The sequence below is a fragment of the Amorphus orientalis genome, assembly GCF_030814015.1.
Classification (GTDB): domain Bacteria; phylum Pseudomonadota; class Alphaproteobacteria; order Rhizobiales; family Amorphaceae; genus Amorphus; species Amorphus orientalis.
Genome location: NZ_JAUSUL010000003.1, coordinates 515,859 through 540,919, shown reverse-complemented (window position 1 = coordinate 540,919; position 25,061 = coordinate 515,859). Strand labels below are relative to the sequence as shown.

Genomic DNA, 25,061 nt, shown 5'->3' with positions numbered 1-25,061 from the left:
CGAGCGGTCGCGCGGCATGGGCACCTCGCGTGGCGCATGGCTTGCTTGACGGGTTGGAGCACGCGTCCGACAAGAGGACGGGGTGCCCGCTGCTGCATCCGAATCCGGAAGGGCGGAAATCCGGCGCGGCCCGCCGGGAGCCTGGACTGAAGGGAGACTTGATGGAGCACGGAGCTGGGGTCCCGTTTCTGCGCGAGGTCGTCGTTTTCCTCGTGACGGCCGGGGTGGTCGTGCCGCTGTTCCAGCGGCTTCGGATCAGTCCGATCCTCGGCTTCCTGCTCGCCGGCATCCTGATCGGTCCGTTCGGCCTCGGCCGGCTGGTCGCCGACTGGCCCTGGCTCGGCTACGCCTCGATCTCCGATATCGAGGGCGTCAGCCACCTGGCCGAACTCGGCGTGGTCTTTCTTCTGTTCATGATCGGGCTGGAGCTGTCATTGCAGCGGCTGTGGGCCATGCGTCGAATGGTGTTCGGATTCGGCGCGCTCCAGGTCGTGCTGACGGGTGCCGTGATAACCGGCCTGGCCATGCTGGACGGCTTCAACGGTGCCGCCGCCGTCGCGATCGGCAGCTGTCTGGCCCTGTCGTCCACCGCGATCGTCACGGAACTGCTGGTGGAGCGCCGTCGGCTTGCCTCGCCGCCCGGTCGCTCGGCCTTCTCCGTGCTTTTGTTCCAGGACCTCGCCGTTGTCCCGATCCTGTTCGTGATCGGCGCGCTCGGCGCGACCAGCCAGGACGGCCTCGCCCTCTCGCTCCTCATCGCCATCGGCGAGGCGGCGCTGGCGATCATCGTGATCCTGGTCGCCGGCCGGCTCGTGGTCCGGCCTTTCCTCCGCTTCGTCGGCGCGAGCCGCAATCGGGAGGTGTTCACCGCCGCCGCGCTGCTGATCATCCTGGGGACGGCCGTGGGTACCTCGTTTGCGGGTCTCTCCATGGCCCTCGGCGCCTTCCTGGCCGGCCTCGTCTTCTCCGATACCGAGTTCCGGCACCAGATCGAAGCCGATATCGAACCCTTCAAGGGCCTCTTCCTCGGGCTCTTCTTCGTGTCGGTTGGCATGTCGATCGATCCGGTGTTCGTCATCTCGCGTCCGGGCGAGATCCTGGCGCTCACGCTTGGCCTGTTCGTTCTGAAGGCGGTCATCCTGATGGCCATCGGTCTGGCGATCCGCCTTCCGGTCCCGATCGCCGTCGAAACCGCGCTGCTGCTCGGCCAGATCGGCGAATTCTCGCTGGTGGGGCTGGGCCTGGCCCGCGGTCTCGGCGTCATCGATCCGGACAATGCGCAGCTTCTGGTCATCGTCGCCGGCGCGTCCATGGCCATCACCCCGGTGCTGATTCCCTATGCCGAGCGCATCGGCAAGTGGCTGGAGGCGCGCAGCATCCGGCAGAATCTCGGGGACGGCTTCGACGGGGGCGAACTGACCGACCACGTGATCATCGCCGGCTTCGGTCGGGTCGGCCGGCTCCTTGGCGATATTCTCGACCACCAGAAGGCCGCCTATGTCGCGCTCGACGCCAACGGTCCGATCGTCGCCGCCCAGCGCAAACAGGGGCGCCCGGTCTATTTCGGGGACACCAGCCGGGTCGACGTTCTGCAGCGCGCGGGGATCGAGCATGCCATCGCGGTGGTCGTCACAATGGACGATCCGCTCGCCGCGGAGAACATCGTGCGGGCGGTCCGCCACGAAGGTCATGACGTCGCCATCGTCGCCCGGGCGCGCGATCGCGCCCACGCCGAGCGGTTGTTTGCCCTGGGCGCCAACGAGGTGATCCCGGAGACCGTGGAAGCGTCGCTTCAGCTCGGTGAGGTGATGCTGCGGGGCCTGGGTCTTCCCCCCGACGCGGCGCGAACGATCATTTCGGAGCGGCGCGACATCGAACGCGCTGCCCTCGACGGGTTCCGCGGCACGTCGGACACCCACGGCTGACCGGGCGGCCTGGAGCTGACCCTGCAGGGCGAGTGGTCCGGCACGTCGGGTATGGGCCGTTCAGGCCGACAGGCGTTCCTTGGTCTCGGAGGCGACGGTTGCCCCGCCGGCGAGCCAAAGGTCGAGGAAGCGGGAAAGCCAGGCTTTGACCGGCGGGTCGAACACCGCCCGTCCGGCGAAGTGATCGCGCCTGTTGCGCGCTCCGGGAAGCTGCATCCGCGCGGACGCCTTGGTGGTCCAGCGGTGCATCATGGCCAGGGTCAGCTCCGGATGGAACTGGATCCCGTAAGCGTTGTCGCCGACGCGGAACGCCTGGTGCTCGAAGTGCTCGCCCCGGGCCAGCAGCGTCGCGGCATCCTTGGGCACGCTCATGCCTTCCCGGTGCCACTGATAGACCTTGCGGGGCCAGTCCATGAGGTCGGTGCCGTCCTCGGTGGGATGGAGATCGTAATAGCCGATTTCGACCAGGTCCTGCGGATGGGTGCTGACCTTGCCGCCGATCGCCCTGCACAGCATCTGCGCGCCGAGGCAGATCCCGAGAAACGGCACGTTCTCCTTCAACGGAACGTCGACGAAGTCGATTTCGCGATGGACGAAGGCGTCCGAGTCGTTGGCGCTCATGGGGCCGCCGAACACGACCGTCCCGGCGTAGCCCTCCAGCGTCTTCGGTAGCGTGTCGCCCAGAGGCGGACGGCGCATGTCGAGACGGTAGCCGCGCTCGCGGAGCATCTGGCCGACCCTGCCCGGCGTCGACTGTTCCTGGTGCAGGACGACCAGGATGGTGCCGGCCTTGCCGGTTTGGGGCGTTCTCGACGGGTCAAACGTCATCGATCACTCACTCTTCCCGAGTTGGGCTCCGCGGATCGTGGTTTCGTGCCTGTCCTTGGACCAGGCCGGAGCATAAGCCGGGATCCGTGCTCCGGGCTTGCAAGCGCCGGGCCGATCAATCCGAGCCCCGTTCCAGTCGCGCTTCGACGCGCTTCTTGATTTCGATCCGCTCGCGGGAGGTCACGCCAAGAAGTTCGGCCACCCGCCAGACGGTGTTGTCTTCGAACTCGGAGATGCGGCCATCGGCGAAGCCCATCTCCCACATCATCTCCACGACCTGTTTGCGGCCGTCTTCGTCCAGGACCCGCTTCAGGACCGAAGTGAAGCCGTAGAGATCAACGGCCTCGTCGTCGCGCTGCTTGGCCAGCTTGACGAGTTCTTCGGTGTCGTCCGGAGCCAGATCATAATGGTCGGCGAGAACTTCGCGCAACACGCGGCGCTCGTCGTCGGTGATCACCCCGTCGATGGCCACCAGATGAACCAGCAGCGCCGCTACCGCCACGCGGTGGTCGTCCGGCCCGAACTGTCGCTCCTCTTCCTCGCCGAGGCCTTCGATCTGGAGCCACTCGCGGATGGCTTTGAACATGCTGATTGCGTCCTTCCGTCCGTCCCGTCCGACCTGGCGTCCCGGCGCGCGCGGCGGGCCGGAAGCGGATCGTCTGTCTTCGGTTTGCGGCGACGGACAGGACCGAAATCCCGGTGCATGGTCCGATCGTCACCCGCGCCAACCCTCTCCCGAGGTAGCGCTGTTCGGGTGTGCCTGCAAGACGCAGCCGTGCTCGCGCCGCCGACACACAGTCTTGAGGCAGATGTCATTTCCCCACCCGGCGATGGAAGCGCACTCTCGCGTCTGCTGCCGAAGCCGGATTGGATTGCGCCGCGCCGGTTCGGGCCGCGGGCTGGATGAAGGGGAAACGACCATGCCGTTCTATCGTTCGATCCTGGGCTCGATCGCCGGGCTCGCGCTTGCCACCACCATGGCGGTGGCCGGCGATCAGTATGTCGACGAAACCGGGTTCGCGGTGTCGGGCTACGACGTCGTCGCCTACCGCTCGCTGGACCAGGCCGAGGTCGGGTCCGGTCAGCCCCAGGCCGTGCCCGGACGGCGAGATATCACCGCGACCTACAACGGCGCGACGTTCGCGTTCGCCACCGAGGAGAACCGGGAGGCTTTCCTCGCGGACCCGGCGAAATATGCGCCGGCCTACGACGGACACTGTGCCTATGGTGTGGCCAAGGGCGGCAAGGTGCCCGGCAATCCGCATCTTTGGCGGATCGTGGACGGCACGCTCTATCTCAACATCACCCCGAACGTGGTGACGTTCTGGGAGGAGGACATCCCCGGCAACATCTCCACCGCGAATTCGAACTGGTCCGGTATCGAGGCCGACCCCGCCTCGGGCAAGAACGTTCCGAAGCTTGAAACGGGCGCGGCACCGGTCGGCGGCTGAGCCGGTCGCACTGACCGGTCGTGGAGGCAGGTCGCGCGGCGTCCCTGTCCGTCCCCGGCGGCTTCGGCCGGGGGGCGCGGGCAGGTCCGTGCAAGCCGGCGGCGCTATCCAGGCTCGTCCGTCGGTAAGGCTGGGACTATCGGGCGGCGTTGAGTTGGTCCACGATGGACGCTTTGACGGTGAAGCCCGCGAGTTTCGGCGAGTGCATGCTGCAAAGGACGGTAAAGCGCCTGGCCCTGTGCCTGGCCAGTCTCGGTTTGCTCCTGCAGCCGTTGCCTGCCCTTGCCCAGATCGATCTCGACGCGATCCGCACCAACGCGATCACCTCGGACGAATGGGCGCGATATGCTCGGGCCTACGTGCAGCCCTCCGGCCGGGTCGTCGACTTCGAGAACGGGCAGATCAGCCATTCCGAGGGGCAGGGCTACGGCATGTTGCTGGCGGTCGAAGCCGGCGCGCGTCCGGATTTCGAGCGGATATGGTCGTTCGCCCGCGACGAGATGCGGATGGGGCCCGGGCCGCTGTTCTACTGGAAGTGGAACCCGTTTTCGGTCAATCCGATCGAGGATCCGAACGATGCCTCCGACGGCGATATCCTGATCGCCTACGCCCTGCTTCTGGCCGGGCTGAAGTGGGAGGAGCCTGCCTTTGTCGACGAGGCTGCGGCCATCATCGGCGCGGTGGCCGACCAACTCGTCTATCGCCGGCGGGAGGCAACGCTCCTCAGTCCCGGGATCCGCGGGTTCGGTGAGCAGGACCAGCCCGACGGGCCGATCGTCAATCTCTCCTACTGGATCTACCCCGCCTTTCCCTATTTCAACCTGGTCCTGCCGGATCCCAGGTGGCGCGGCCTCATCGAGACGGGGCTCGGGCTCACGGCGGCGTCTGGTGCGGGCCGGTCCGTGCTTCCGCCCAACTGGTCCTCAGTGGCCAATCCGTTCCGGCCTCAGCCGGCCGGCAACTTCCCGCCGCTGTCAAGCTATGATGCCGTCCGCATCCCGCTCTATCTCCTGTTCAGCGGCGTCGTTCCGCGTGAGCAGCTTGTGCCGTTCGACCGGGCATGGAACGGGCCGGGAGGCCAGGGCCCTGCCGTCATCAACGTCCGCACCGGCGCAGTTCTGAGCCCGATGCCCGATCCGGGCTACAAGGCGGTCGCGGCTCTGGTCGCCTGCGCACTGCGCGGCACGCGCGTTCCCGACGATCTCACCCGGTTCCGGACGACCACCTACTACGCCTCGACGCTGCATCTCCTGACGCTGAGCGTGCTCAGGCGGCATTTCAGCGGGTGTCTCTAGTCCCGTCCTCGGCTGGCGGCTGCCCGGGAGCGGCGCGTACCCGGTCCCGGCCGTCGTGCTTGGCGGTCTGAAGCGCGCCTTCCGCCGCCACCACCAGATCGTCCTCGGTCGTGCCGTCTTCCGGGTATGTGGCCACACCGACGGACACGGAGACCCGGGGCAGGGCGGTGCCCTTGAAGAAATAGGCCCGTTCGCCGAGCTCGCCGCGCAGCCGGTCGCACCGGTTGACCGCGTCCGGTTTCGCGGCTCCGACCATCACGATGAGGAAATCCTGGCCACCATACCGGCTGCACACGTCCTCGTAGCGGAAGAAATGGCCGATGGCCGAAGCCATCTCGCGCAGGATCGTGTCACCTGCCTCGAATCCGAACTCGTCGTTGATCGCCTTGAACCGGTCGATGTCGATGCGGACGATGGACAGGGGCTGGTGGCTGCGTCGGGCGCGGGAGACTTCCTTGGCGATCACGTCGTCGGCGAAGCGGCGATTGTGGAGGCCGGTCAGGGTGTCGCGGATGCTCATCTTTCTGAGCGCCGTGCGCAGCCGGACATTGTAGAGGGCGATGCCGATGGTCGCGGCCGCCGTCTCGACGGTGTCGATCGCGTGTTCGCCTTCGCTGCCGGCGATCTCTTCGGGAAGCTGGGACAGATCGATCGAGATCACGCCGCGCGCTTCGCCCTGCACCAGGATGGGGGCGCACACGATCTCGACGTCGGGTGCTTCCAGGTGCGCGCAGCGCGGGTTGCCTTCGCCTCCCGCGCCGGAGGAATAGGGCGTGCCGAGCCGCAGGGCCCAGCACTGGCTCGGCGTGAACGTCCTGGAGAAAGCACCGGTTTCTCCCCACTGGGCGATGGTCTCCAGCTGGCTTTGTGTCTCGGAGAAAAGCGCCATGGCGCCGCGGGTGGACGGAAACAGATCCGGCATCCGGTTGCGGAGGATGACGGCGCTCTCGTCGAGGTCCTGGCTTGCCTGAATCAGGGTGACGATCTCGCGCAGGCGCCTTTCCTGGAGGAAGCGGCGCTCGACCGTCCGGGCCTTGAGCTCCGCCGTCTGCGTCATCGCGTTGAGGTCGCTGGTGCGCTCCTCCACCCGCCGCTCCAGGTCGTCGCGGGCTTCTTCCAGCTGCGCGCGGTAGCGCTCGTTCTCGGCCTCCCGGGCATCCAGGTGGCTCGCCATCGTGTCGAACGACTGGCCGAGACTGGTCAGTTCCCGGGCGCCGCCGACATCGCCGGCGCGGGCGCTGCGGTCGCCCGTTCCCAGCCGCCGCGCTGCGTTGGCCAGGGCCCGGACCGGACGCCGCACATAGACGGCCCCGGCGGCGAGCGCGATGAGGAGCGCGGCCGCAACGATCGCCGCGAGAACGGCATAGAGCCACCATGCGACCTGGGGCGTCCGTTCCTCGATGATGGCGCGCGGAACGCCGACCGAGATGGTCAGGAGATCGCCCGCCACAGAGATCTGCTCGCTCGCCCAGTCCCGATCGGCGCCGTCGATGAACGGTGCCTCGGTGCCGGCGAGGCGGCTGCCGACGAGCCCGCCGGGATCGGGAACGAGGGACAGGATCACCCCGTCGGAGGACGACAGCATCACCACGCTTTCCGGCAGCGCGTAGCTGGTGCGCACCTTCGCGATGATCACGGGCAGATCGATCGTCGCGCCGATGACGCCGCCGAACGCCCCATTCGATTCCCAGGGGATCGCCACCGGCACCACGGCCCGGTCCCGGGCGTCGAATTCGGGCGCCCCGATGAACAGGCGTCCTCCGAGCCGGACCGCCTGGAAATAGTCCGTGTCTGCGACCGTGCGGTCGATCAGGTCGGCATCGGCGGCGCAGGTGACCGTGCCTGCCGTGTCGGTGACGAAGTAGCCGCTCAGCGCCTGCTCGCCGGCCTCGATCTCCGTGACGAGGCTCCGGCACTCGTCCGCATTCCCGCGTTCGACCACCGGCACCACGGCCCTTCGGACGAGGCGCAGAAACAGCTGCACTCCGTCGATCTCGCTGGAGACGCCGTTGATCAGCGCACGGGTCTCGGTCTCCATGTACTGGTCGGTCTGGACGGTTTCGGCGCGCTGTACCTCGTAGACGAACGTTCCGAGGACCAGCAGCGTGGGAAACAGGAAGAGCGCGAGTATGCCCAACAGTATCGTGACGATGCCGGGGCGCCGCTTCGGCTTGGCTGGTGTTGGCTCGGCCATGTTGTGGTGTGTTTCTGTTGCCGCCGGGGGTCGGATAAACGGGCCGAAGCCGGATTGGTGTCAGCCAGTGTGTTCCAGACCAGCGTGGCGCGAAGCTGTGCACGGCGCAAGCACCGCGTGGCGTTCATTCCCGCTGCCTCACGTACGGTTTCGCCCCGCCGGATGGTCCGAAGCGCAAGTTTGACGATGCGGTGAAATGCGATAGACCTCGTCGACGTGCGGCAGCGGACCCGTCCACGCTGCGGAACGTGCGCCTGTGTTCGTGAGTGGCGTTCGGAACATGATCAATCAAGATCGCACAAGATGACCGCCGATCGCGTTTTTCCACCGGGCTGGTTTCGGGTTCTGGCAGCGCTGGCGTTGTTTGTGATCATGGCTGCGGCCACGACCGCGGCCGCCCAGCCTGAGTGGACCGGAAATTGGGACACCCGCTGGCCGGACGGCGGCGCACGCATGCTCCTCAGTCAGGATGGCGACCGGGTCACCGGCGAGTATCCGCTCTATAGCGGCCGCATCGAGGGCACAGTCGACGGGCGCCGTCTGGTCGGGCGCTGGGAGGAGCCCGACGAAAGCGGCACGTTCGTTTTCGTGCTGTCGGAGGACGGCGACAGCTTCATGGGCCGCCTCGGTCCGGATTTGTGGTGGACCGGCACCCGGGTCAGCGACGCTCTCGTCGAGACGAACATCTCTCAGGCGACGCCGGCCGACACCCTGCGCGGCTTCCTGATCGCCTCTGAGGCGGTCGGCAACGGCCAGCTCGAATATCTCGACAACGCGCTCGGGCTGCTCTCCTTCGGCGACGCGGACCTGAGTCGAACCGACGAGATTTCCGAGGCCACGTTGATGACGCTGATCCTCGGGGAGTTCGAGATCCATCTCGAAACCATCCGCCGCAGGACGCCCGACGACGACCGGATGACGGTAACGCTGACCCGGTACGACGGCCGCACCTTCGATCTCACCTTCGTCCGGAAACAGGACGCCTGGTACATCCTCGTCCCGCCCCCCGAGGAATTGCAGCGCACCCTGCGGGACCTTTTGGAAGAGACCGGCGGCCGGGTGCCGCCGGCGAACCACATCTTCGAGCTGAGGACCCCCCGCGACACGATGGAGGCGTTCATCGACTCCATGCGAGCAGGGCCCGGCGGCCTCGATACGGCGATCGCGACGCTCGATACGTCGGAGCTCAATCCGGTCGGGCTCGATCGGGAAGCCACTTTGATCGCCCAGTATCTGGAACAGGTGCTCGCCCGTCTCGGCGAAGTCGTTCTGGCGGAGATCCCGAACGATCCGGAGAGCCAGACCTCCTACATCCACTTCACGCATCCCAGCGGTGACATCGTCATCGCCCCGTTGCTGACGGACGACGGGGTCAAGTGGAAGTTCACGCCGGAGACCTTGCGCACAATTCGAAATCTGTTCACGGCCACCGAGGACATGCCGGAGACGGACGTCGTGCTGCCGCTCTACCGGCCGGCGCAGGCGGTTTTCTTCCATATCCGCAGCTTTCTCGGATCGCTTGCCCCGGCGCTCCTGAGCCCGCTCGGGCCGCTGGAGATCTGGCAGTGGGGCGCAATGGTCGCCGTCTTCGGCCTTGCCCTGCTCGGCGCCGTCCTGGTCAGCCTGCTTCTGGTGGCGATCGACTGGTTCGCGAGCCGTGATGACGAAGACCAGACCGATCTCGGGTTCACCGCATCGCGCTTCGCCGTGTGGGGCGTGCGGCTCCTCGTTTTCGGGGCGATCGGCTACGGCGGGCTGCAGCTTCTCGGCCTGCCGGATTCGTATGCGGGCGTGGTTCAGGCGATCGCACTCTCGTCGCTGATCCTCGGCCTCATCCCGATCGAATTCTGGGTGATCGACAGCCTGCGTCGCATGCTCGACAGGGCCGGCCTCATCACCGAGCGCGGGGATATCCTGGCAACTCTGCTGGTGGGTGTGCTCAAGGTTGCGATCGTGCTCGGCAATCTCCTGCTCCTGGCGGAGGCGCTGAACATTCCCTACGGCGCGGCGCTCGCGGGCGTCGGCATCGGCGGCCTGGCCGTGGCGCTGGCCGCCCGGAGCACGCTGGAGAACGTGATCGCGGGCTTCATCCTGTTTGCCGACCGGCCGCTGGCCGTGGGTGACTTCTGCTCCTTCGGCAACCAGCTCGGCACGGTCGAGCGGATCGGGATCCGGTCCACCATGGTGCGCACCCTCGGGCGCACGCTGGTCGCCGTCCCCAACGCCGACTTCGTGAACATGCATCTGGAGAACTACACGCGGCGCGACCAGATCCTGCTGCGCAAGACCATCTCCTTGCGTCACGACACCCGGCCGGACCAGCTTCGCTACGTGCTCACCGAGATCCGGCGCCTCCTGATCGCCCACCCGAAGGTCCTGGAGGAGCCGGCCCGCGCCCGCTTTCTCGGCTTCGGCAACCACGCCATCGAGATCGAGATCTTCGCCTATATCCGCACCACCGACTGGTCGGAGTTCCTGGCCATCGGCGAAGACATCATGCTGCGGCTGATGGAGGTCGTGGAGCAGTCCGGGACCTATTTCGCCGTGCCGACACGGACGCTGCAGCTCGGCCGCGATCCCGGCCCGGACGCCGAGCGCGCGCAGGCGTCGGAAGCGGCCGTGGCGAGCTGGCGCGAACAGGAAGAGCTGCCGTTTCCCAACTTCACCCTCGAGGAGATCGAACGGCTCCGCGCCACGATCGCCTATCCGCCGGAAGGCGCGCCCCGGTTCGTGGACCAGGTGCCCGAGGGCCAGATCAAGAGCCGCCGGGCGCGCCGGACCTTCTGGTCGTTCGCGCGCGGCGGAGACAAGGCCGGCGGAGACAAGGCCAAGCCGAGCTCCTGACATGTCTACCCCGCGCCGTGGGCCGGTTCTTCCCCTCCCGTTCGGGCCGGCCGATGGCGGCATTCCTCTTCCGTCTCCCTTCCTGCGCCGGCACCTGCTTCCCGTGCCTCTTCCCGGATGAAACGCGCCTTCATGATCGAGCTGTCGACGAATCTTCTCTACATGGTGCCGGCGCTTGTGTTCGCCGGTCTCCTGGTCGGGCTTCTGGCCGGTACCTTCGGGGTCGGTGGCGGCGGCATCATCGTGCCGGTGCTCTACGAGTGCTTCCGGCTGATGGGCGTGGCGGACGAGGTGCGTATGCCGCTGTGCGTGGGAACTTCGCTGGCGATCATCATTCCGACGTCGATCCGCTCCGCGCGCGGCCATCTCGCCCGCGGCGCTGTCGACATGACGATCCTGCGGGCCTGGGTGGCGCCGCTTCTGGCCGGCGTGCTGATCGGCTCGCTCTCGGCCCGGTTCGCGCCGCCCTGGGTGTTCAAGCTCGTATTCGTGTCGGTGTCGGCGGTGCTCGCGATCAAGCTTTTGGCCGGACGCGAGAGCTGGCGCCTCGGGACCTCGCTCCCCGGCCGCGTCGGCACGACCGCCTACGGCATGCTGGTCGGCGTGATCTCCTCCATGATGGGCACCGGCGGCGGCGGGCCGTCGACCATGGTGCTGACCCTTTACGGCGTGCCGATCCACCGCGCCGTGGCCACCAGCGCGGGCGTGGGCACGATCGTCGCGCTGCCCGGCGCCGTCGGCTACATGATCGCGGGCTGGCCGGATCTCGATCTTCTGCCGCCGCTCTCGCTCGGATACGTCTCGGTGCTGGCGTTCGCCCTTGTGGTCCCGACCACGCTGCTTGCTGCGCCGTTCGGCGTGCGGCTCGCCCATGCGCTCACCCGGCGCCAGCTCGAAGTCGCGTTCGCCGTGTTCCTGCTCGTCGTCGGTGCCCGATTCCTGGTCAGCCTCATCCTCGAAGTCTGAAGGCAATCCGCGCCTGTCGAACGCGCGCCTGGGTGTCGGCGTTGTGGTGCGAGCCTGAAATGGCGAACCCGCAATTGAGCAGCGAGGAGCGAGCGCCATGGCTGGATTGAGTGTCACGCTCGACGAAACGACCTGGCACCCCTGGGAGGATCCCGAGCAAGGGCGGGACGACCGGGTGTCCTGGACCACTGTCTTCCCGGAGCATCTGGCGCCGGTGGTCGGCATTGCCGACATCGATCCGGGCGGCGCGCTGCCGCGCCACTACCACGCGCCGGTCGAGATCTACCACGTGATCGAGGGTGTCGGCGAAGTGGAGATCGCCGGCGAGATCCATTCCCTCCGCGAAGGCGTGACGGCCTATGTTCCGGCGAATGCCTGGCACGAGACGCGGAATACGGGTGAGGGCCCGCTGCGGATTCTCTACTTCTTCCCCGAGGCCCGCTTCGAGGACGTGGACTACCATTTCCGGTGAGGCGGAGCGGTCGACATGTCGAATCTGGAGCCATTTCTCATCGATCAGGTGTTTTCAGCTGATCGGAAAGGGCTCTAGTGGGGCAGGGTGTTGGAGAACAGGTTGATCACCAGCACGCCGGAGATGATCAGGGCGAGGCCGACGATTGCCCCGGCGTCGAGGGTCTGGCGGAACACGAAGTAGCCGATCATCGCGATCAGGATGATGCCGGCGCCGGACCAGATCGCGTAGACGACGCCGACGGGGAGCGTCTTCAAAGGCTGCGCCAGGAAGTAGAAGGAGAGGGCGTAGCCGATCACGGTGACGATCGAGGGGCCGAGCCGGGTGAAGCCGTGGGTCTCCTTCAGCGCCGACGTGGCGACCACTTCCATAACGATGGCGATCATCAGATAGACGTAGGTCACCGGGCTCTCCTCTGCGTTGCGGTGCGGCAGTGATAGCACCGCACCGGGGTGGCGGAAACGCGCATCCCGAGTGCCGGTCCGCTCCGGCAGGCCGAACGAAAACGGCCCCGCCACCTTCCTGCCGGCAATGCGGCTGGACGGTCACGGGGCCGATGTCGTCGATCGGGTGAAGGCACCCGACCCAAACGGCTCTAGCTGTCGGCGGTCTCGCGCGGCTTGACCGTCTGCAGGGTCTCGAAGCCCTCGAACTCCGGATGCCCGAGATAGAGCGGCTTGCGGTCGCCGGCGCTCTTGTGGGCGTCGCGGAAGGACTGGGATCTGGTCCAGGCCTCGAACGCGTCCCGGGATTCCCAGATCGTGTGCGACGAGTAGAGGGTGTGGTCCTCGTGCTCAGGCCCCTTGAGCAGGTGGAACTCGACGAAGCCGGGCTCCTGGTCGATGTGGACCTCGCGACCGAGCCAGACCTGTTCGAAGGCCTCCTCCTCGCCGCGGATGACCTTGAAGCGGTTCATGGCGATGAACATCGGATATGGTTCCTTCCCGTATCTGCCGGACTAGTTCAGCTTCCCTCCGAGCCGCAGGTCAAGCGTGAGCTTGGCGTTCAGGCCCGGCGCCGCCTCTGCGTCGAGGAACGGCTCGTAGTAGGTGTCGAAGACGTTGTCGATGTTGAGGCCGACAGAGACGCCGTCCTTGACCTCGTAGCTGGCGAACAGGTCGAGCGTCGCATAGGCGTCCGTCTGTAGATCCGCTGACACCTTCTCCTGGGCGGCAACGAGGTTGAGCCGGCCGCCGGCGGTCAGATGCTGCTGCAGGGCGCGGAAGCCGCCGGTCAGGGTGAGGCGGTCCGGCGGGATGGTGTCGAGATTGTCGCCGGTCTCCGCGTCGACACCGCGCGCGATGGTGCCCGACAGGCCGGCGAACCAGCGGCCGGCATCGTAGTCCATGCCGGCCTCGAAGCCCCACAGATTGGCCTGGCTGATGTTCTGGTACTGATAGCAGAACGGCGGGCTCGAGCACACGGCGCCCGGGCGGAACGAGAACGGCAGGACGACGGTGCCGATATAGTCGTCGACCTGGTTGTAGTAGCCCATCACCCGGGCCCGGAAGCGGTCGCCGGACTGCACCACGTCGTCGAAGCGGAAGTTGATGCCGCCTTCCACGTTGTGGGCGGTCTCCGGATCGAGGTTTGCGTTCGGCAGGAACTCGAAGGGCGGCGCACCACCCACCGGCGGATGGGTGCCGGTCCAGGTGGTCTCCGTCAGCGACGGGGCCCGGTAGGCCTCGGCATAGGTACCGAAGATCGTGATCCAGTCGACCGGGGTGATGCCGACGGTGATGCGGGGCGACAGGTGCTCGCCCGAGCTGCTGGTCCCCTGGCCGTCCAGATCGTAGCCGTCGTAGCGGAGCGCCGCGATGACATCGAGCATGCCGACGGTCATCTGGTCCTGGAGATAGCCGCCGTAGACGTTGCGCTTGCCGGGCGGGGTGAATTCGTCGCCGCTGCCGAACGGATCGGGATCGGAGGTGGAGACCTGGTCCCGGAACGCGTCGAAGCCGTAGGTGAGGGCATGTTCCGTCGCACCAAGCGCCACCCGCGACGTGTTGAACACGTCGACGCCGGTGGTCTCGATCTCGAACGTGCGGGTCGATCCGAGGCTCGGGCGCGGGAAGTAGTTCGGAACCGCCGTGATCGTCTGATCGGTCTTGGTCGAGGTGTAATAGACCTGGGCGGAGAGATCGAAGATGCGGTCTTCCGGACGCTGATAGCGATAGTTGAGCCGGTAGGTGTCGGCCCAGGTGTCGGTGTCGTAGACCGTCGCCGTGCCCTGGTCGTAGGTGGCGTTGTAGAGCAGGGCCGAAGCGGTGATCTCGTGTCCGTAGGCCGGCCGGACCCGCGCCTTGAACAGCCCGCTCTTCAGGTCGTAGCCGGAATTGGGAATCTCGTCGCCGTGGCCGTCGGTGTAGGCGCCCCAGTCGCCCCAGGTGCCGGCGGCGATGACGTCGAAGGCATTGCCGACGCGGGCCGCGGCCTCGGCGTGACCGTTGCCGCCCGAGCTGTTGCTTTCCAGCCGCCCCTTCAGGCGTCCGGCGACGTTTTCGTCACCGCGCAGAACGTCGTCGGCAGTCAGCGTCCGGAAGTCGACCACGCCGCCGATCGCGCCGGAGCCGTAGATCGTCGAGGTCGGACCCCGGGTCACGTCGATCGCGCGGATCATTTCGGGATCGACATAGAACATGCCGTTGGCGTTGTGGCCGGTGCGCTGGAAGTTCTGGCGGGCGCCGTCGATCATCACGTTGACGCGGCCGAAGTCCTGCAGGCCGCGGATGTTGATCGCCGTTGCCGGATCGTCGGCGTTCTCGTCGGTCCACACGCCCGGCATCGTGTCGAGCACGTCCGAAATGCGGTTGCTGGCGAATTCGTCCTTGATGATGTCGCCGGTCACGACCGTGGAGCCGGACAGCGAATCGGTGGCCACCTGTCCGGTCCGGGTCGAGGTCGTGGAGGACACGAGGATGGTGTCCAGTTCGACCGCGTTCTGCGGGGCGGCGTCTTGCGCGACCGCCGCCTGGGTCATGAGCAAAGCCGATGCTGAGGCGAGGAGCGCGGTCCGTGAGACCCCGTAAGTCATGGTGCCAGTCCTTCCTACCAAGACGCTGAGTTGCCGGTGGCGAGCTGGCTGGAGCGGGGACCGCGGTCGCTTGCTGCCTTCCGCTGTTGCGAGTGAATCCGAACAGCAGGCATTGCGGAAGCTAGAAACATGGACTAATCGAGTCAAGAATAAGCGGCGCAAGCAATGCGCTTGTGCCGAATTGTGGTTTCGTTGCAACAAGTTAGAAGGGTTCCATAGTGTCGTCCGCCTCAACTTCCGGTACCACCGGCCGCGGCAAAGGGACGGGTGACCCCGAGGCATCCCGGGATGCGCCGGATGGCCCGTTGCGCTGGTCGGCGGAGGAGCTGTGCGGTGCGGCCGGCGAGGCGGTGATCACGCTCGACGGGGACGACTACCGGCTGAGGATCACGTCGCGCCGGCGGTTGATCCTGACGAAGTGACGCGTTCGGCACGGACAGGAAAGCGATATGAGGCAAGGTGACAGGATGAAGCGCGCCGAGACCGGCGCGGCTCGGCGCTTCAGGGCGATGGCGCTGGCGCTTGTGGCGGGATTCGGTGCCACGGGGGCTGCCGGAGCCTCGGAGCTGAGCACACCGCCGCCCTGCGGCGATGGCGCATCCGGAGTCGATCGCAGCCGCATTGTCTCGATCGGCGGGACCGTGACCGAGATCCTCTACGATCTCGGCTTCGGCGACCGCATCGTCGCCGTCGATACGACCAGCCTCTATCCGCCCGAGGCGCTGAAGGAGAAGCCGAACGTCGGCTACATGCGGGCGCTGTCGTCGGAAGGTGTGCTGTCGACCTCGCCATCGCTCCTCGTGGTGTCGGAGGGATCCGGGCCGCCGGATGTGCTGGATGTTCTGGAACGCTCCTCGGTGCCGCTGGTCTATGTGGACGACGAGCCGAGCGCCGATGCGGTTGTGGACAGGGTCCGGTTCCTCGGCGCGGTGATGTGCGTGCCGGAAAAGGCCGAGACCCTCGCCGCCGATATCGAGGTCGGCTTCGATAGCTTGGCCGATCTCCGCTCGCGCATCGAAGCGCCGAAGCGGGTCCTGTTCGTCATGTCGCTCCAGAATGGCCGCCCGCTCGTTGCGGGTGCGGGCACGTCCGCCGATGCCATCATTGCGCTCGCCGGCGCGGAGAATGCGGCGGCCGATCTGACCGGCTACAAGCCGATGAGCGAGGAAGCGGTCATGGAAGCCGCGCCGGATGCCGTGCTGATGATGGAGCGCGGTGCCCATTCCGCTCCGGACGTGCTCGCGCTGCCGGCCTTTCGTCTGACGCCGGCGGGCCGCAACGGCCGGCTGATCGAGATGGACGGCCTCTTTCTCCTCGGCTTCGGCCCGCGCACGCCCGAGGCGGCGGCCGATCTGGCCCGGGCCGTCTATCCGGACCTCGGCAGGGGGACCCAGGAGTGAAGGCGGACGCGTCGGCAGCCGCCCGCATGGCGGTCGTTCGCAAGGGCGATCGCCGGTCGGCGCCCCTGGTCGTGGCCGGCACCGGAATTCTGCTTATGATCGCTGTCGTCCTCTCTCTCTCGCTGGGAGCGACCGGCATCTCGCTTGATGCTCTGCCCCGGGTGCTGTCGTCCTGGCTGTCGGGCGCCGAAGCCGCGACACCGGAGGCGCTTCGCGAACGTCTCGTCATCCTGGAGATCCGGCTCCCACGCACGGTCCTCGGTCTTCTGGTCGGCGCCGCCCTGGCGCTGTCGGGTGCGGTCATGCAGGGGCTTTTTCGCAATCCGCTCGCGGACCCGGGCCTGATCGGGGTGTCGAGCGGCGCAGCACTGGCTGCGGTCGCGGTGATCGCGCTCGGGGACGGGCTGCTGTCCCCGGTCCTGGGACTGCTCGGCCCGTTCGCGGTTCCCGTCAGCGCCTTCGTGGGCGGGCTCGTGGCGACCGCCGTCCTCTATCGGCTCGCCACCCGGGCCGGCTACACCTCCGTCGCCACCCTGCTTCTGGCCGGCATCGCGCTCGGCGCGCTGGCGGGGGCCGTCACCGGCATCATCGTGTTCGGCAGCGACGACCGGGAGCTGCGCGATCTGACCTTCTGGTCCATGGGCAGTCTCGGCGGTGCGTCCTGGCAGAAGATCGGCGCGGCGTTGCCCTTCCTCGTCGCCGCGCTGCTGCTTATTCCGTATCTGGTCCGGGTTCTGAACGCCTTCCTTCTGGGAGAGGCGGAGGCCGGCCATCTCGGTGTGGCGACGGAACGCGCCAAGCGCATCGCCATGATCGCGGTCGCCGGTGCGGTCGCGTCCGCGGTGGCGGTCTCCGGCGTGATCGGGTTTGTCGGCATCGTCGTCCCCCACGTCCTGCGGCTGGTGACCGGTCCCGACCATCGCTACGTGCTGCCGGGCAGCGCGCTCCTGGGCGGAGCGCTGCTGCTGGCGGCCGATTCCGTCGCCAGGGTGATCGTGGCGCCCGCCGAGCTGCCCATCGGCATCGTCACCGCCCTGTTCGGCGCGCCCTTCTTCCTCTGGCTCCTGATGCGGCGGCGCGGCGGGTTCGGGTGACGGCGATGCTGACATCGGAATCCCTGGGTGTTTATCGGGGTCGCTGGCTCCTGCGCGATGTGTCGGTGCGGGCCGAGGCGGGCCAGACCGTTGCCGTGATCGGCCCGAACGGGGCCGGAAAGTCCACGCTGATGAAGGCGCTCGCCGGCGAGTTCCGGCCGGAGGAAGGGCGCGTTCTTCTCGATGGTGCGGACATCGCCGGGATGAGCCGGCAGGCTCTCGCTCAGCGCCGCGCCGTGCTGCCCCAGGCGTCCGTCCTGGCCTTTCCCTTCACCGTGCGCGAAGTGGCCGCGCTCGGCATTTCCGTGCCGAGCTTTCCCATTCCCCGCGCCCGGCGCGAGCAGCTCGTCGACCGCGCGCTCGAGGCGGTTGAGCTTTCCGACCTCGCCGGCTCGACCTTCGACATCCTGTCGGGCGGCGAGAAGCAGCGCGCCCAGCTCGCCCGGGTGCTGTGCCAGCTCTGGGCCTGCGAGGGGCAGGGGACGGTCCCGGCGCTGTTTCTCGACGAGCCGACCGCGAGCCAGGACCTGGCGCATCAGCTTTCCGTGCTGGAGATCGCGCGGCGCCATGCCCGGCAGGGTGGCGCGGTGGTCGCGGTGCTGCACGATCTCAACCTGACCGCCGCCTGGGCCGACCGGATCGTGGTCATGCAGAACGGTTCGCTCTATTCGGAAGGGACCCCGCAGGAGGTCCTGACGGAGCGGATGCTGGCCGAGGTGTTCCATGTCCGGCTGACGCCGGGCACCGTGCCGGACCGGACGCCCTATGTCCTGCCCCAGCAGGCCGAACCGATGCGCCGCGCCGCGACGGGCTGACTGCGAACCGCCTCCCGTGTGGCGCGGGTCAGCTTTCCAGCTGCTTGCGGAGTTCGGTCTTCAGCACCTTGCCGTAGTTGTTCTTCGGCAGCTCCGGCACGAGCACATAGGCCTTCGGGCGCTTGAAGCGGGCGATCTCGTCCCGGCAGTGGGCGTCGAGGTCGGCTTCGTCCGGCGTCGCGCCCTCCGCCGCCACCACGAAGGCGACGACGTCCTCGCCCCATTCCGCGCTCGGCCGGCCCACGACGGAGACTTCGGCGACCGACGGATGGCGCAGCAGCACTTCCTCCACCTCGCGCGGATAGATGTTGGTGCCGCCGGAGATGATCACGTCCTTGGAGCGGTCCATCAGGGTCAGGTAACCGTCCGCATCCATCGCGCCGACGTCGCCGGTCCACAGCCACCCGTCGCGCAGGGACTCCGCCGTCGCCTCTTCATTGCGCCAGTAGCCGGCCATCACGCTCGGACCGCGCACCAGGATCTCGCCGCTCTCGCCCGCCGCCACCGTCCGCCCCGCCTCGTCGGCGACCCGGACCTCCACGACCGATTGGGCCCGGCCGACGGAGCCGAGCCGCTCCCGCCAGCGCGGGTGGCTTCGGTCGACGATCTCGTCCCGCGACAGCGCCGTGATGGTCATCGGGGTTTCGCCCTGTCCGTAGATCTGGACGAAGCGCGCGCCCAGCGTGTCGACCGCCTCCTCAATGTCGGCGACGTACATCGGCCCGCCGCCGTAGACGATGGTGCGGATGCCCGCCCCGTCGTGGCCGATGGCCTTGGCGTGGCTCACCAGCCGGCGGACCATGGTCGGCGCCGCGAACATCGAGAGATTGCCCACCGTCCCTGCCAGGCCGAGGATCTCGGCGGTGTCGAACCCGCCGGAGAGCGGCACCACGTGCCGGCTGCCGCGCAGCACGTGCATGAAATTGTAGAGGCCCGCCCCGTGCGACATGGGCGCGGCATAGAGTGCGGCGTCCCGGGCGAACACCTCGTCGACGTCGACGAAATAGGAAAACGTCATCGCCTGCAGGTTGGCGACCGTCAGCATCACGCCCTTCGGCCGTCCCGTCGTTCCGGACGTGTAAAACAGCCAGGCCAGCGCATCCGACGGAAGCGGCGCCGGCTCGGCCATGGCCTCGTGCCGGCGCATCTTCTCGAACCGGGGGCCCGACACCGCGATCTTCGGGACATCGCAGTCGATCCCGTCCGCGTCATCGCCCGTCAGGACGAGCCGCGCCCCGGAATCCGCGATGATGAAGGCCATCTCTCTGGGATGGAGCTTGTAGTTGATCGGCACCGCGACGGCGCCGGCAAACCAGATCCCGTAGAGCGCCTCGAGATAGGCCGTGCAGTTGCCCATCGTCAGCGCGACCCGGTCCCCGCGTCCGACACCGTGGCAGATCCGCAGGGCCGCGCCGATGCTCGCGGCCCGCTCGGCGAACTCCGCATAGGTCGCAACGACCTGCGAGCCATGCAGCAAAGCCGGCGCATCGGGCGTTCGGCGCGCGGTGCGGACAAGCCATTCGGCGAGGTTCATCGCTCCTCCTTCTCAGCCCGACGGCGCGGCAAGGGCCGCCCTGGCGCCGGCCTTCAGAAAGGCCTGGTCCGTCCCGGCGACGAACACCGTCGCCCCGTCTTCTTCCCAGCGCGCGGTCTTCGCCATGGCTCCGACGAATAGCCCGGTCCGGGCGTTTCCGTCCCCCGCGACAGCAAGGACGCGGGAGGTGAGATCCACGACGTCCGGATCGCGCGGATCGGTCCGTCCGCAGGCAACCGCCAGGTCCACGGGGCCGACGAACAGGGCGTCGACGCCATCGACGGCGGCGATCTCACAGGTGGTCTCGGCCGCATCCGGGTCCTCGATCTGGCAGATCAGGACCGTTTCCTGCGCGGCCTGCTCCAGATGGTCCGCAATGCTCCGCGCGCCATAGCCGGCCGCCGGAACCGAGGGCGAGAACCCGCGCCCGCCGTCCCCGTAGCGCATGGCCGCCGCAATCCGTCCGGCCTCGGCGGCCGAGCCGACATGGGGGGCCATGATCCCGGCAGCACCAGCATCGAGCACGGTGGAGATCCACTCCGCCGAGGCGACGGGGATCCGAACCAGCATCGGGATGCCAGCCGCCCGGGCGGCGAGCAGGCACAGATCGACCGTCTCCCGCCCCATCGCCGTGTGCTCGGCGTCGAGCACCAGAAAGTCGAATCCGGCCCGGCCGAGGATCTCGATCACCGGCGGGCTCGGCGTCTTCACGAAGGTGCCGACGATCCTCTCGCCGCCGACGAGACGCCGGCGGAATGCGGCGTTGGTGTCCATGGATCAGGCTCCGCGTGCGCTCCGCATCATGCTCCGAAGCCGCCGCCGCCGGGCGTCACCATGAACACCTCGTCGTCCGGCTGCATCTCCATCTTGCGGGTGTCGAGGACGGGCTTGCCGTTGATCTCGAAGCGGCCCGGCGCGCCGTCGCCGCCGCCGGCAAGCCCTTCCGGCGGGTTCTTGAGCCGGCTCGGGATCGTGTTCAGCAGCCACGGATGACTGGTGCGCATCCGGTAGCCGATGCGCTGGCCGTCGCCACCCGGTTGCCGGCCCGTCCCGCCGGAGCCGCGCTCCAGCTCCTTGCAGGTGAACGCGATCGGATAGGACGCCTCCAGCACCTCCACCGGGACCGCCGCCACGCCCGTCGGGTAGCAGATCGCCGAGAGGCCGGGCTTTTCCGCCCGCGCGCCCATGCCGCCGGAATAGTTGAACATCGAACTGGTGAACGGTCGGCCGTTGGCGTCCCGGCCCTGGATCTGGATCGTCCAGACCGCGCCGGACCCTTCCGCCACCACCCGGTCGGGAACCACTTCCGACAGCGCCTTCAGGATCGGGAAGGGGACGTACATGCCGACCACGTGGCGGGCGTTCACCGGCGACGGGTATTTGGCGTTGACGATGCATTCCTCGGGCAGCTTCAGCTTGATTGGCGCCAGGCTGCCGGCATTGTTTGGCAGGTCCGGGTTCAGCGTCGAGCGCACCGCGAAGGTCGCGTAGGCGTGGGTATAGGCCGGCACCACGTTGATGCCCGACCCGCTCGGCCCGGAGGACCCTTCGAAGTCGATGGTGATCTCGCCGGCGTTCGGGTCGACCGTCACCGCCGTCTTCAGCGTGATCGTCTGGCCGCCCGGCACGTCGAAGGTCGACGCGCCGTGATAGGTCCCGTGCGGCAGCTTCGAGATCGCCTCGCGCATCGCCGATTCCGACCGCTTGATGATCTCGTCGGAGAGTTCGGAGATGTCGTCCAGGCCGTAGCGGTCGCAGAGCGCGTTGAGCCGCTCCGAGGCGATCATGCCGCTGGAGACCTGGGCGCCCAGATCGCCGAGCAGCGCGTCCGGGGTGCGGACGTTCCGCTTGATGATGGAAAACAGCGTCTCGTTGGGCTTGCCGGCCTCGTAGAGCTTGGTGACGGGGATCCAGAGGCCTTCCTCGTGGATGTCCCGGGCGCCGGAGCCGATGCCGTAGCCGCCGATGTCGGTGTGATGGATCGTCGAGCCGGCGTAACCGATCAACCTGTCACCCCGGAAGATCGGCGACAGGACGGTGATGTCGAAGAAGTGGCCGGCCGACATCCACGGATCGTTGGTGATCAGCACGTCGCCCGGCTTCAGCTCGGTCACGTCGGTGTGGGCGAGCAGGTTGCGCGCGGCAGCCGCCAGCGAGTTGATGTGGCCGGGCGTGCCGGTCACGGCCTGGGCCACCATGCGGGCGTCGGCATCGAACAGGCCGTTCGCCAGATCGCCGGCCTCGCGCACGATCGGGCTGAAGGCGATGCGCTGCAGCGCGCGCGCCTGCTCCGACACGATGCCGATCATGTTGCTCCACAGGATCTGAAGTTCTACGCCGTCCATCTCAGCGGCCTCCGTTGGCTTTTTCGGCAACCAGGCTGCCGGTTTCGTGCAGGCCGAGGGTCCAGCCTTCGAGAATGAAGATCGTGGTTTCGCGCTCTTCCACGATCGCCGGGCCCGTGATCCGGTCGGCCATCGTCAGCTCCTTGCGCTGGTAGACGGGCACGTCCTGGGGCTCACCGTGGATGTGAACGGTGCGGGTGCGGGAGGCGGCCTTGCCGTCACCGTCGCTGATCGGCGCGGTCGACCGCTCCGGCTTGCGGCCGCTGCCGGTGACGCGCCAGTTCACCACCTCGATCGCCATGTCGTCGAGCTTCAGCCCGTACTGGGCCTCGTACTCGGCCTCGAAGAGGGCGCGGATGGCGGCCGCGTCGCGGGCGTCGCGCGGGTCGCCGGGAAGATCGATGCGGATCTCCGACTGCTGGCCGAGATAGCGCATGTCCACGGCGAAGGAGAACTGCAGGTCCTCGTCGCGGATGCCGGCCTCCTTCAGCGCGGCGCTGCTTTCGTCGATCATCGACTGGAGCGTGGCGTCGACCGCCTCCCAGTCCAGCGCCTCCAGCAGGCAGACCAGGCTGCGCACCAGGTCGATCTGGGCCGGTGTGACCAGGGTGCCGAAGGCGGACAGCACGCTCGCCAGCGGCGGGTAGATGATCTTCTGGGCATAGACCAGTTCCGCGACCATGCAGGCGTGGACCGGCCCGGCGCCGCCGAAGGCCAGCATCGGCATGCCGCGATAGTCGATGCCCCGGTCGGTGGCATGGGTGCGGGTGGCCGCCGCCATCTGCTCGCAGACCACCTCGAACACGCCCCAGGCGGCCTTTTCGGCGGTGAGCCCGAGCTTCTTGCCCAGCGCGCCGAGTGCCGCCCGCGCCCCGTCGGCGTCGAGGGTCATGTCGCCGCCCAGGAACCGGTCGGGATCGATGATGCCGAGAACCACGTCGGCGTCGGTCACGCACGGCTCCTCGCCGCCCCGCCCGTAGCACACCGGCCCGGGGATCGAGCCGGCGCTCTCCGGTCCCGTCTTCAGGAGGCCGAGGCTATCGATGGAGGCGATCGAGCCGCCGCCGGCGCCGATCTCGATCATGTCGATGGAGGGCACGGTGATCGGCATGCCGCTGCCCGGCTTGAACCGGTAGCGCCGGTCGACCTCGAAGATGCCGGTCACTAGCGGTTCGTGATCCTGGATCATGCAGGCCTTGGCCGTCGTCCCGCCCATGTCGAAGGAGATCAGGTCGGGGATGCCGAACAGGCGCGAGAAGTAGCAGGCGACCAGCGCGCCCGCCGCGGGACCGGATTCGATCATCCGGACCGGGAAGCGTCCGGCCCGCTCCGCGCCGATGACGCCGCCGTTCGACAGCATGATCAGCGGCTGCTGCGCAAAGCCGCGGGTGTCGAGCTCTTCGGTCAGCGCGGTGAGATAGGGCCGGGTGATCGGCACGGTGTAGGCGTTGATTGCGACGGTGGAGGTGCGCAGATACTCGCGCATCTGAGGTGCGATCTCGCTGGACAGCGAGACGAAGATTTCCGGCGCTTCCTCCGCGAAGATGGCCCGGACCTCGTCCTCGTTGGCGCTGTTGCGGTAGGCGTTGAGGAGGCAGACGGCGACGGACACCACACCGGCCTTTCGGCACTGGGCGATGATCTCGCGGACCGCCTCGCGGTCCACGCCCTTCTCCACGGTGCCGTCGGCATAGATGCGCTCGTCGAGGGTGAAGGTTCGCTCACTTGGGATCAGCGGCTCCGCGAACTCGATCTGCGGGTCGTACATGTCGTAGCGGTGCTCGTCGCGGATATAGAGGATGTCGCGAAAGCCCTGGGTGAGGATCAGGGCGACGCCCGGTCCCTTCCGTTCGATCAGGGCGTTCGTGACCACCGTTGTGGCGTGCACGACCACGTCGTCGACGTCGGACGGGCCGACGCCGGCACGGTCGAGCACCAGGTCGACGCCGCGGAAGAAGCCTTCCAGCAGATTGCCGTGGGTGGTCAGCGTCTTGTCCACGAAGCTGCGCCCGTCCGAGGCGAGCAGAACCGCGTCCGTGAACGTCCCGCCGATATCGATCGCGAGGGAAAACCGCGTCATCCAAAATACTCCGTGCAACCGAGACTGATTGAAATGGTCCGCCCCGCGCCCATGACGGCCGAGATCTGGTCCTCGTCCGGATCGGGTCGGATGCTCTGGACCGATCCGGCGATGTTGATGCTGCCGACGAAGGCGTGGTCGGCGTCGAAGATCGGGGCGGAGATGGCGTTGACGCCGGACAGCACCTCTCCCGGCGCGATCGCCCAGCCGCGTGCGCGCACGTCCGCGACCTGGCGTTCCAGCGCGGCGGGATCCGTCGTGGTGTCGGTGGTGATCGCGGGCAGTCCCCCAGCCCGCACGACGTCCCAGAGGCGCGGCGGGCCGAAGGCGAGCGCGAGCTTGCCCTGGGCCGTCGCATGGAAGGCCAGAAGCGCGCCCGGCCGGGTCACGATCTGGACCGGCGTTTCCATGCGCACGATGTCGATCACCCGCATGCCGGTCTCCTCGAGAACCGACAGGGTGGTGGTCTGGCCGGTGGCGTCGCGCAGCCGGATCATCTCCGGCCGCGCCACCGCGATGAGCTCGGTGGAATCGGCGACGGCCTGGCCCAGATGGTAGAGCTTGATGGTGAGCCGGTAGCGCTCGGTCTCCGGATCCTGGGCCACGTAGCCCAGCGCCACGAGGGTCTGCAGGAAGCGGTAGATCCGGGCCTTCGGCATATCCAGGCGCCGCGCGATGTCGGTCAGACGCATGCCCTCGCCGGCCTGCGCCATCTCCTCGATGATGCGGAAGGCGACCTGGGTCGATTGGTTCGTGGTCTTGTCGAGGCCGTCGGTCATGGCGG

The 25,061-nt window shown here is 67.8% G+C and carries 21 protein-coding genes; 10 read left to right on the top strand and 11 right to left on the bottom strand.

The window, feature by feature from the left end; translation table 11 throughout:
- Positions 1-161 precede the first annotated feature (161 nt).
- A complete protein-coding gene (locus tag J2S73_RS16925; protein WP_306886803.1) occupies positions 162-1,925 on the top strand; it encodes a monovalent cation:proton antiporter-2 (CPA2) family protein in 1,764 nt (587 codons plus the stop codon).
- 60 nt (positions 1,926-1,985) lie between these two features.
- On the opposite strand, the gene J2S73_RS16920 is transcribed toward J2S73_RS16925, so the two are convergent.
- Both J2S73_RS16920 and J2S73_RS16915 read right to left on the bottom strand, forming a co-directional pair.
- Positions 1,986-2,753, bottom strand: coding sequence for a glutamine amidotransferase (locus J2S73_RS16920; RefSeq protein WP_306886802.1), 768 nt, complete (start codon positions 2,751-2,753; stop codon positions 1,986-1,988).
- Between the two features lie 115 nt (positions 2,754-2,868).
- Positions 2,869-3,339 carry a tellurite resistance TerB family protein gene (locus tag J2S73_RS16915; protein WP_306886801.1) on the bottom strand — a complete coding sequence of 157 codons (471 nt, stop codon included), beginning with the start codon at positions 3,337-3,339 and terminating at the stop codon, positions 2,869-2,871.
- A gap of 334 nt (positions 3,340-3,673) precedes the next feature.
- Here J2S73_RS16915 and J2S73_RS16910 point away from each other — a divergent pair, with 334 nt between their 5' ends.
- Entirely contained in the window at positions 3,674-4,204 is a 531-nt protein-coding gene (locus J2S73_RS16910; protein WP_306886799.1) for a YHS domain-containing (seleno)protein, read from the top strand.
- A 164-nt stretch (positions 4,205-4,368) separates the two neighbouring features.
- Positions 4,369-5,499: a family 8 glycosyl hydrolase gene (locus J2S73_RS16905; RefSeq protein ID WP_306886798.1), complete on the top strand. Its 1,131-nt coding sequence runs from the start codon at positions 4,369-4,371 to the stop codon at positions 5,497-5,499.
- Here J2S73_RS16905 and J2S73_RS16900 read toward each other — a convergent pair.
- Entirely contained in the window at positions 5,483-7,693 is a 2,211-nt protein-coding gene (locus J2S73_RS16900; protein WP_306886797.1) for a diguanylate cyclase, read from the bottom strand. The genes J2S73_RS16905 and J2S73_RS16900 overlap by 17 nt on opposite strands.
- A 303-nt stretch (positions 7,694-7,996) precedes the next feature.
- Between J2S73_RS16900 and J2S73_RS16895 the strand changes: the two genes are divergently transcribed.
- The 3 genes from J2S73_RS16895 (at position 7,997) to J2S73_RS16885 (ending at position 11,975) form a co-directional block, all read left to right on the top strand.
- Positions 7,997-10,537: a mechanosensitive ion channel family protein gene (locus J2S73_RS16895; protein WP_306886796.1), complete on the top strand. Its 2,541-nt coding sequence runs from the start codon at positions 7,997-7,999 to the stop codon at positions 10,535-10,537.
- Between the two features lie 132 nt (positions 10,538-10,669).
- Positions 10,670-11,503 (top strand): sulfite exporter TauE/SafE family protein, encoded by an 834-nt coding sequence (locus tag J2S73_RS16890; RefSeq protein ID WP_306886795.1) that lies wholly within the window; start codon positions 10,670-10,672, stop codon positions 11,501-11,503.
- Between the two features lie 97 nt (positions 11,504-11,600).
- Positions 11,601-11,975, top strand: coding sequence for a cupin domain-containing protein (locus tag J2S73_RS16885; RefSeq protein WP_306886794.1), 375 nt, complete (start codon positions 11,601-11,603; stop codon positions 11,973-11,975).
- Between the two features lie 74 nt (positions 11,976-12,049).
- Here the strand turns inward: J2S73_RS16885 and J2S73_RS16880 are convergent, their stop codons facing one another.
- The 3 genes from J2S73_RS16880 to J2S73_RS16870 form a co-directional block, all read right to left on the bottom strand.
- A complete protein-coding gene (locus J2S73_RS16880) occupies positions 12,050-12,379 on the bottom strand; it encodes a DMT family transporter (protein ID WP_306886793.1) in 330 nt (109 codons plus the stop codon).
- A 191-nt stretch (positions 12,380-12,570) separates the two neighbouring features.
- Positions 12,571-12,903, bottom strand: a complete 333-nt coding sequence (hmuQ, locus tag J2S73_RS16875) for a heme-degrading protein HmuQ (RefSeq protein ID WP_306886792.1) — start codon at positions 12,901-12,903, stop codon at positions 12,571-12,573.
- Positions 12,904-12,933: 30 nt separating this feature from the next.
- Complete coding sequence (locus J2S73_RS16870; protein ID WP_306886791.1) at positions 12,934-15,009, bottom strand: TonB-dependent hemoglobin/transferrin/lactoferrin family receptor; 2,076 nt, start codon at positions 15,007-15,009, stop codon at positions 12,934-12,936.
- 305 nt (positions 15,010-15,314) lie between these two features.
- Between J2S73_RS16870 and hemP the strand changes: the two genes are divergently transcribed.
- Genes hemP through J2S73_RS16850 form a run of 4 tightly spaced genes read left to right on the top strand, consistent with a single transcriptional unit; the run spans position 15,315 to position 18,318 of the window.
- Positions 15,315-15,431 carry a hemin uptake protein HemP gene (hemP, locus tag J2S73_RS16865; protein WP_306886790.1) on the top strand — a complete coding sequence of 39 codons (117 nt, stop codon included), beginning with the start codon at positions 15,315-15,317 and terminating at the stop codon, positions 15,429-15,431.
- 45 nt (positions 15,432-15,476) lie between these two features.
- Entirely contained in the window at positions 15,477-16,409 is a 933-nt protein-coding gene (locus J2S73_RS16860) for a heme/hemin ABC transporter substrate-binding protein (RefSeq protein ID WP_306886789.1), read from the top strand.
- Between the two features lie 26 nt (positions 16,410-16,435).
- Complete coding sequence (locus J2S73_RS16855; RefSeq protein ID WP_306886826.1) at positions 16,436-17,503, top strand: FecCD family ABC transporter permease; 1,068 nt, start codon at positions 16,436-16,438, stop codon at positions 17,501-17,503.
- Between the two features lie 5 nt (positions 17,504-17,508).
- Complete coding sequence (locus J2S73_RS16850) at positions 17,509-18,318, top strand: heme ABC transporter ATP-binding protein (RefSeq protein WP_306886788.1); 810 nt, start codon at positions 17,509-17,511, stop codon at positions 18,316-18,318.
- A 28-nt stretch (positions 18,319-18,346) separates the two neighbouring features.
- Here J2S73_RS16850 and J2S73_RS16845 read toward each other — a convergent pair whose 3' ends face one another.
- From J2S73_RS16845 to J2S73_RS16825, 5 genes are read right to left on the bottom strand one after another with little or no spacing between them, the layout of a single operon-like run.
- Complete coding sequence (locus J2S73_RS16845) at positions 18,347-19,852, bottom strand: class I adenylate-forming enzyme family protein (RefSeq protein ID WP_306886787.1); 1,506 nt, start codon at positions 19,850-19,852, stop codon at positions 18,347-18,349.
- 12 nt (positions 19,853-19,864) lie between these two features.
- Positions 19,865-20,626, bottom strand: coding sequence for an HpcH/HpaI aldolase family protein (locus J2S73_RS16840; protein WP_306886786.1), 762 nt, complete (start codon positions 20,624-20,626; stop codon positions 19,865-19,867).
- A gap of 26 nt (positions 20,627-20,652) precedes the next feature.
- Complete coding sequence (locus tag J2S73_RS16835) at positions 20,653-22,197, bottom strand: hydantoinase B/oxoprolinase family protein (RefSeq protein ID WP_306886785.1); 1,545 nt, start codon at positions 22,195-22,197, stop codon at positions 20,653-20,655.
- A gap of 1 nt (position 22,198) precedes the next feature.
- Positions 22,199-24,277 carry a hydantoinase/oxoprolinase family protein gene (locus J2S73_RS16830; RefSeq protein ID WP_306886783.1) on the bottom strand — a complete coding sequence of 693 codons (2,079 nt, stop codon included), beginning with the start codon at positions 24,275-24,277 and terminating at the stop codon, positions 22,199-22,201.
- Positions 24,274-25,056 (bottom strand): IclR family transcriptional regulator, encoded by a 783-nt coding sequence (locus J2S73_RS16825; protein ID WP_306886782.1) that lies wholly within the window; start codon positions 25,054-25,056, stop codon positions 24,274-24,276. Before J2S73_RS16825 ends, J2S73_RS16830 begins: the two co-directional genes overlap by 4 nt.
- Positions 25,057-25,061: the final 5 nt, after the last annotated feature.

Coding starts and splice junctions, on each gene's coding strand:
- J2S73_RS16835 (WP_306886785.1), bottom strand. CDS start 22,197: ATGGACGGCGTAGAACTTCAGATCCTGTGGAGCAACATGATCGGCATC.
- J2S73_RS16840 (WP_306886786.1), bottom strand. CDS start 20,626: ATGGACACCAACGCCGCATTCCGCCGGCGTCTCGTCGGCGGCGAGAGG.
- J2S73_RS16830 (WP_306886783.1), bottom strand. CDS start 24,277: ATGACGCGGTTTTCCCTCGCGATCGATATCGGCGGGACGTTCACGGAC.
- J2S73_RS16895 (WP_306886796.1), top strand. CDS start 7,997: ATGACCGCCGATCGCGTTTTTCCACCGGGCTGGTTTCGGGTTCTGGCA.
- J2S73_RS16825 (WP_306886782.1), bottom strand. CDS start 25,056: ATGACCGACGGCCTCGACAAGACCACGAACCAATCGACCCAGGTCGCC.
- J2S73_RS16900 (WP_306886797.1), bottom strand. CDS start 7,693: ATGGCCGAGCCAACACCAGCCAAGCCGAAGCGGCGCCCCGGCATCGTC.
- J2S73_RS16925 (WP_306886803.1), top strand. CDS start 162: ATGGAGCACGGAGCTGGGGTCCCGTTTCTGCGCGAGGTCGTCGTTTTC.
- J2S73_RS16845 (WP_306886787.1), bottom strand. CDS start 19,852: ATGAACCTCGCCGAATGGCTTGTCCGCACCGCGCGCCGAACGCCCGAT.
- J2S73_RS16860 (WP_306886789.1), top strand. CDS start 15,477: ATGAAGCGCGCCGAGACCGGCGCGGCTCGGCGCTTCAGGGCGATGGCG.
- J2S73_RS16850 (WP_306886788.1), top strand. CDS start 17,509: ATGCTGACATCGGAATCCCTGGGTGTTTATCGGGGTCGCTGGCTCCTG.
- J2S73_RS16920 (WP_306886802.1), bottom strand. CDS start 2,753: ATGACGTTTGACCCGTCGAGAACGCCCCAAACCGGCAAGGCCGGCACC.
- J2S73_RS16855 (WP_306886826.1), top strand. CDS start 16,436: ATGGCGGTCGTTCGCAAGGGCGATCGCCGGTCGGCGCCCCTGGTCGTG.
- J2S73_RS16885 (WP_306886794.1), top strand. CDS start 11,601: ATGGCTGGATTGAGTGTCACGCTCGACGAAACGACCTGGCACCCCTGG.
- J2S73_RS16910 (WP_306886799.1), top strand. CDS start 3,674: ATGCCGTTCTATCGTTCGATCCTGGGCTCGATCGCCGGGCTCGCGCTT.
- J2S73_RS16870 (WP_306886791.1), bottom strand. CDS start 15,009: ATGACTTACGGGGTCTCACGGACCGCGCTCCTCGCCTCAGCATCGGCT.
- J2S73_RS16890 (WP_306886795.1), top strand. CDS start 10,670: ATGATCGAGCTGTCGACGAATCTTCTCTACATGGTGCCGGCGCTTGTG.
- J2S73_RS16915 (WP_306886801.1), bottom strand. CDS start 3,339: ATGTTCAAAGCCATCCGCGAGTGGCTCCAGATCGAAGGCCTCGGCGAG.
- J2S73_RS16905 (WP_306886798.1), top strand. CDS start 4,369: ATGGACGCTTTGACGGTGAAGCCCGCGAGTTTCGGCGAGTGCATGCTG.
- hmuQ (WP_306886792.1), bottom strand. CDS start 12,903: ATGTTCATCGCCATGAACCGCTTCAAGGTCATCCGCGGCGAGGAGGAG.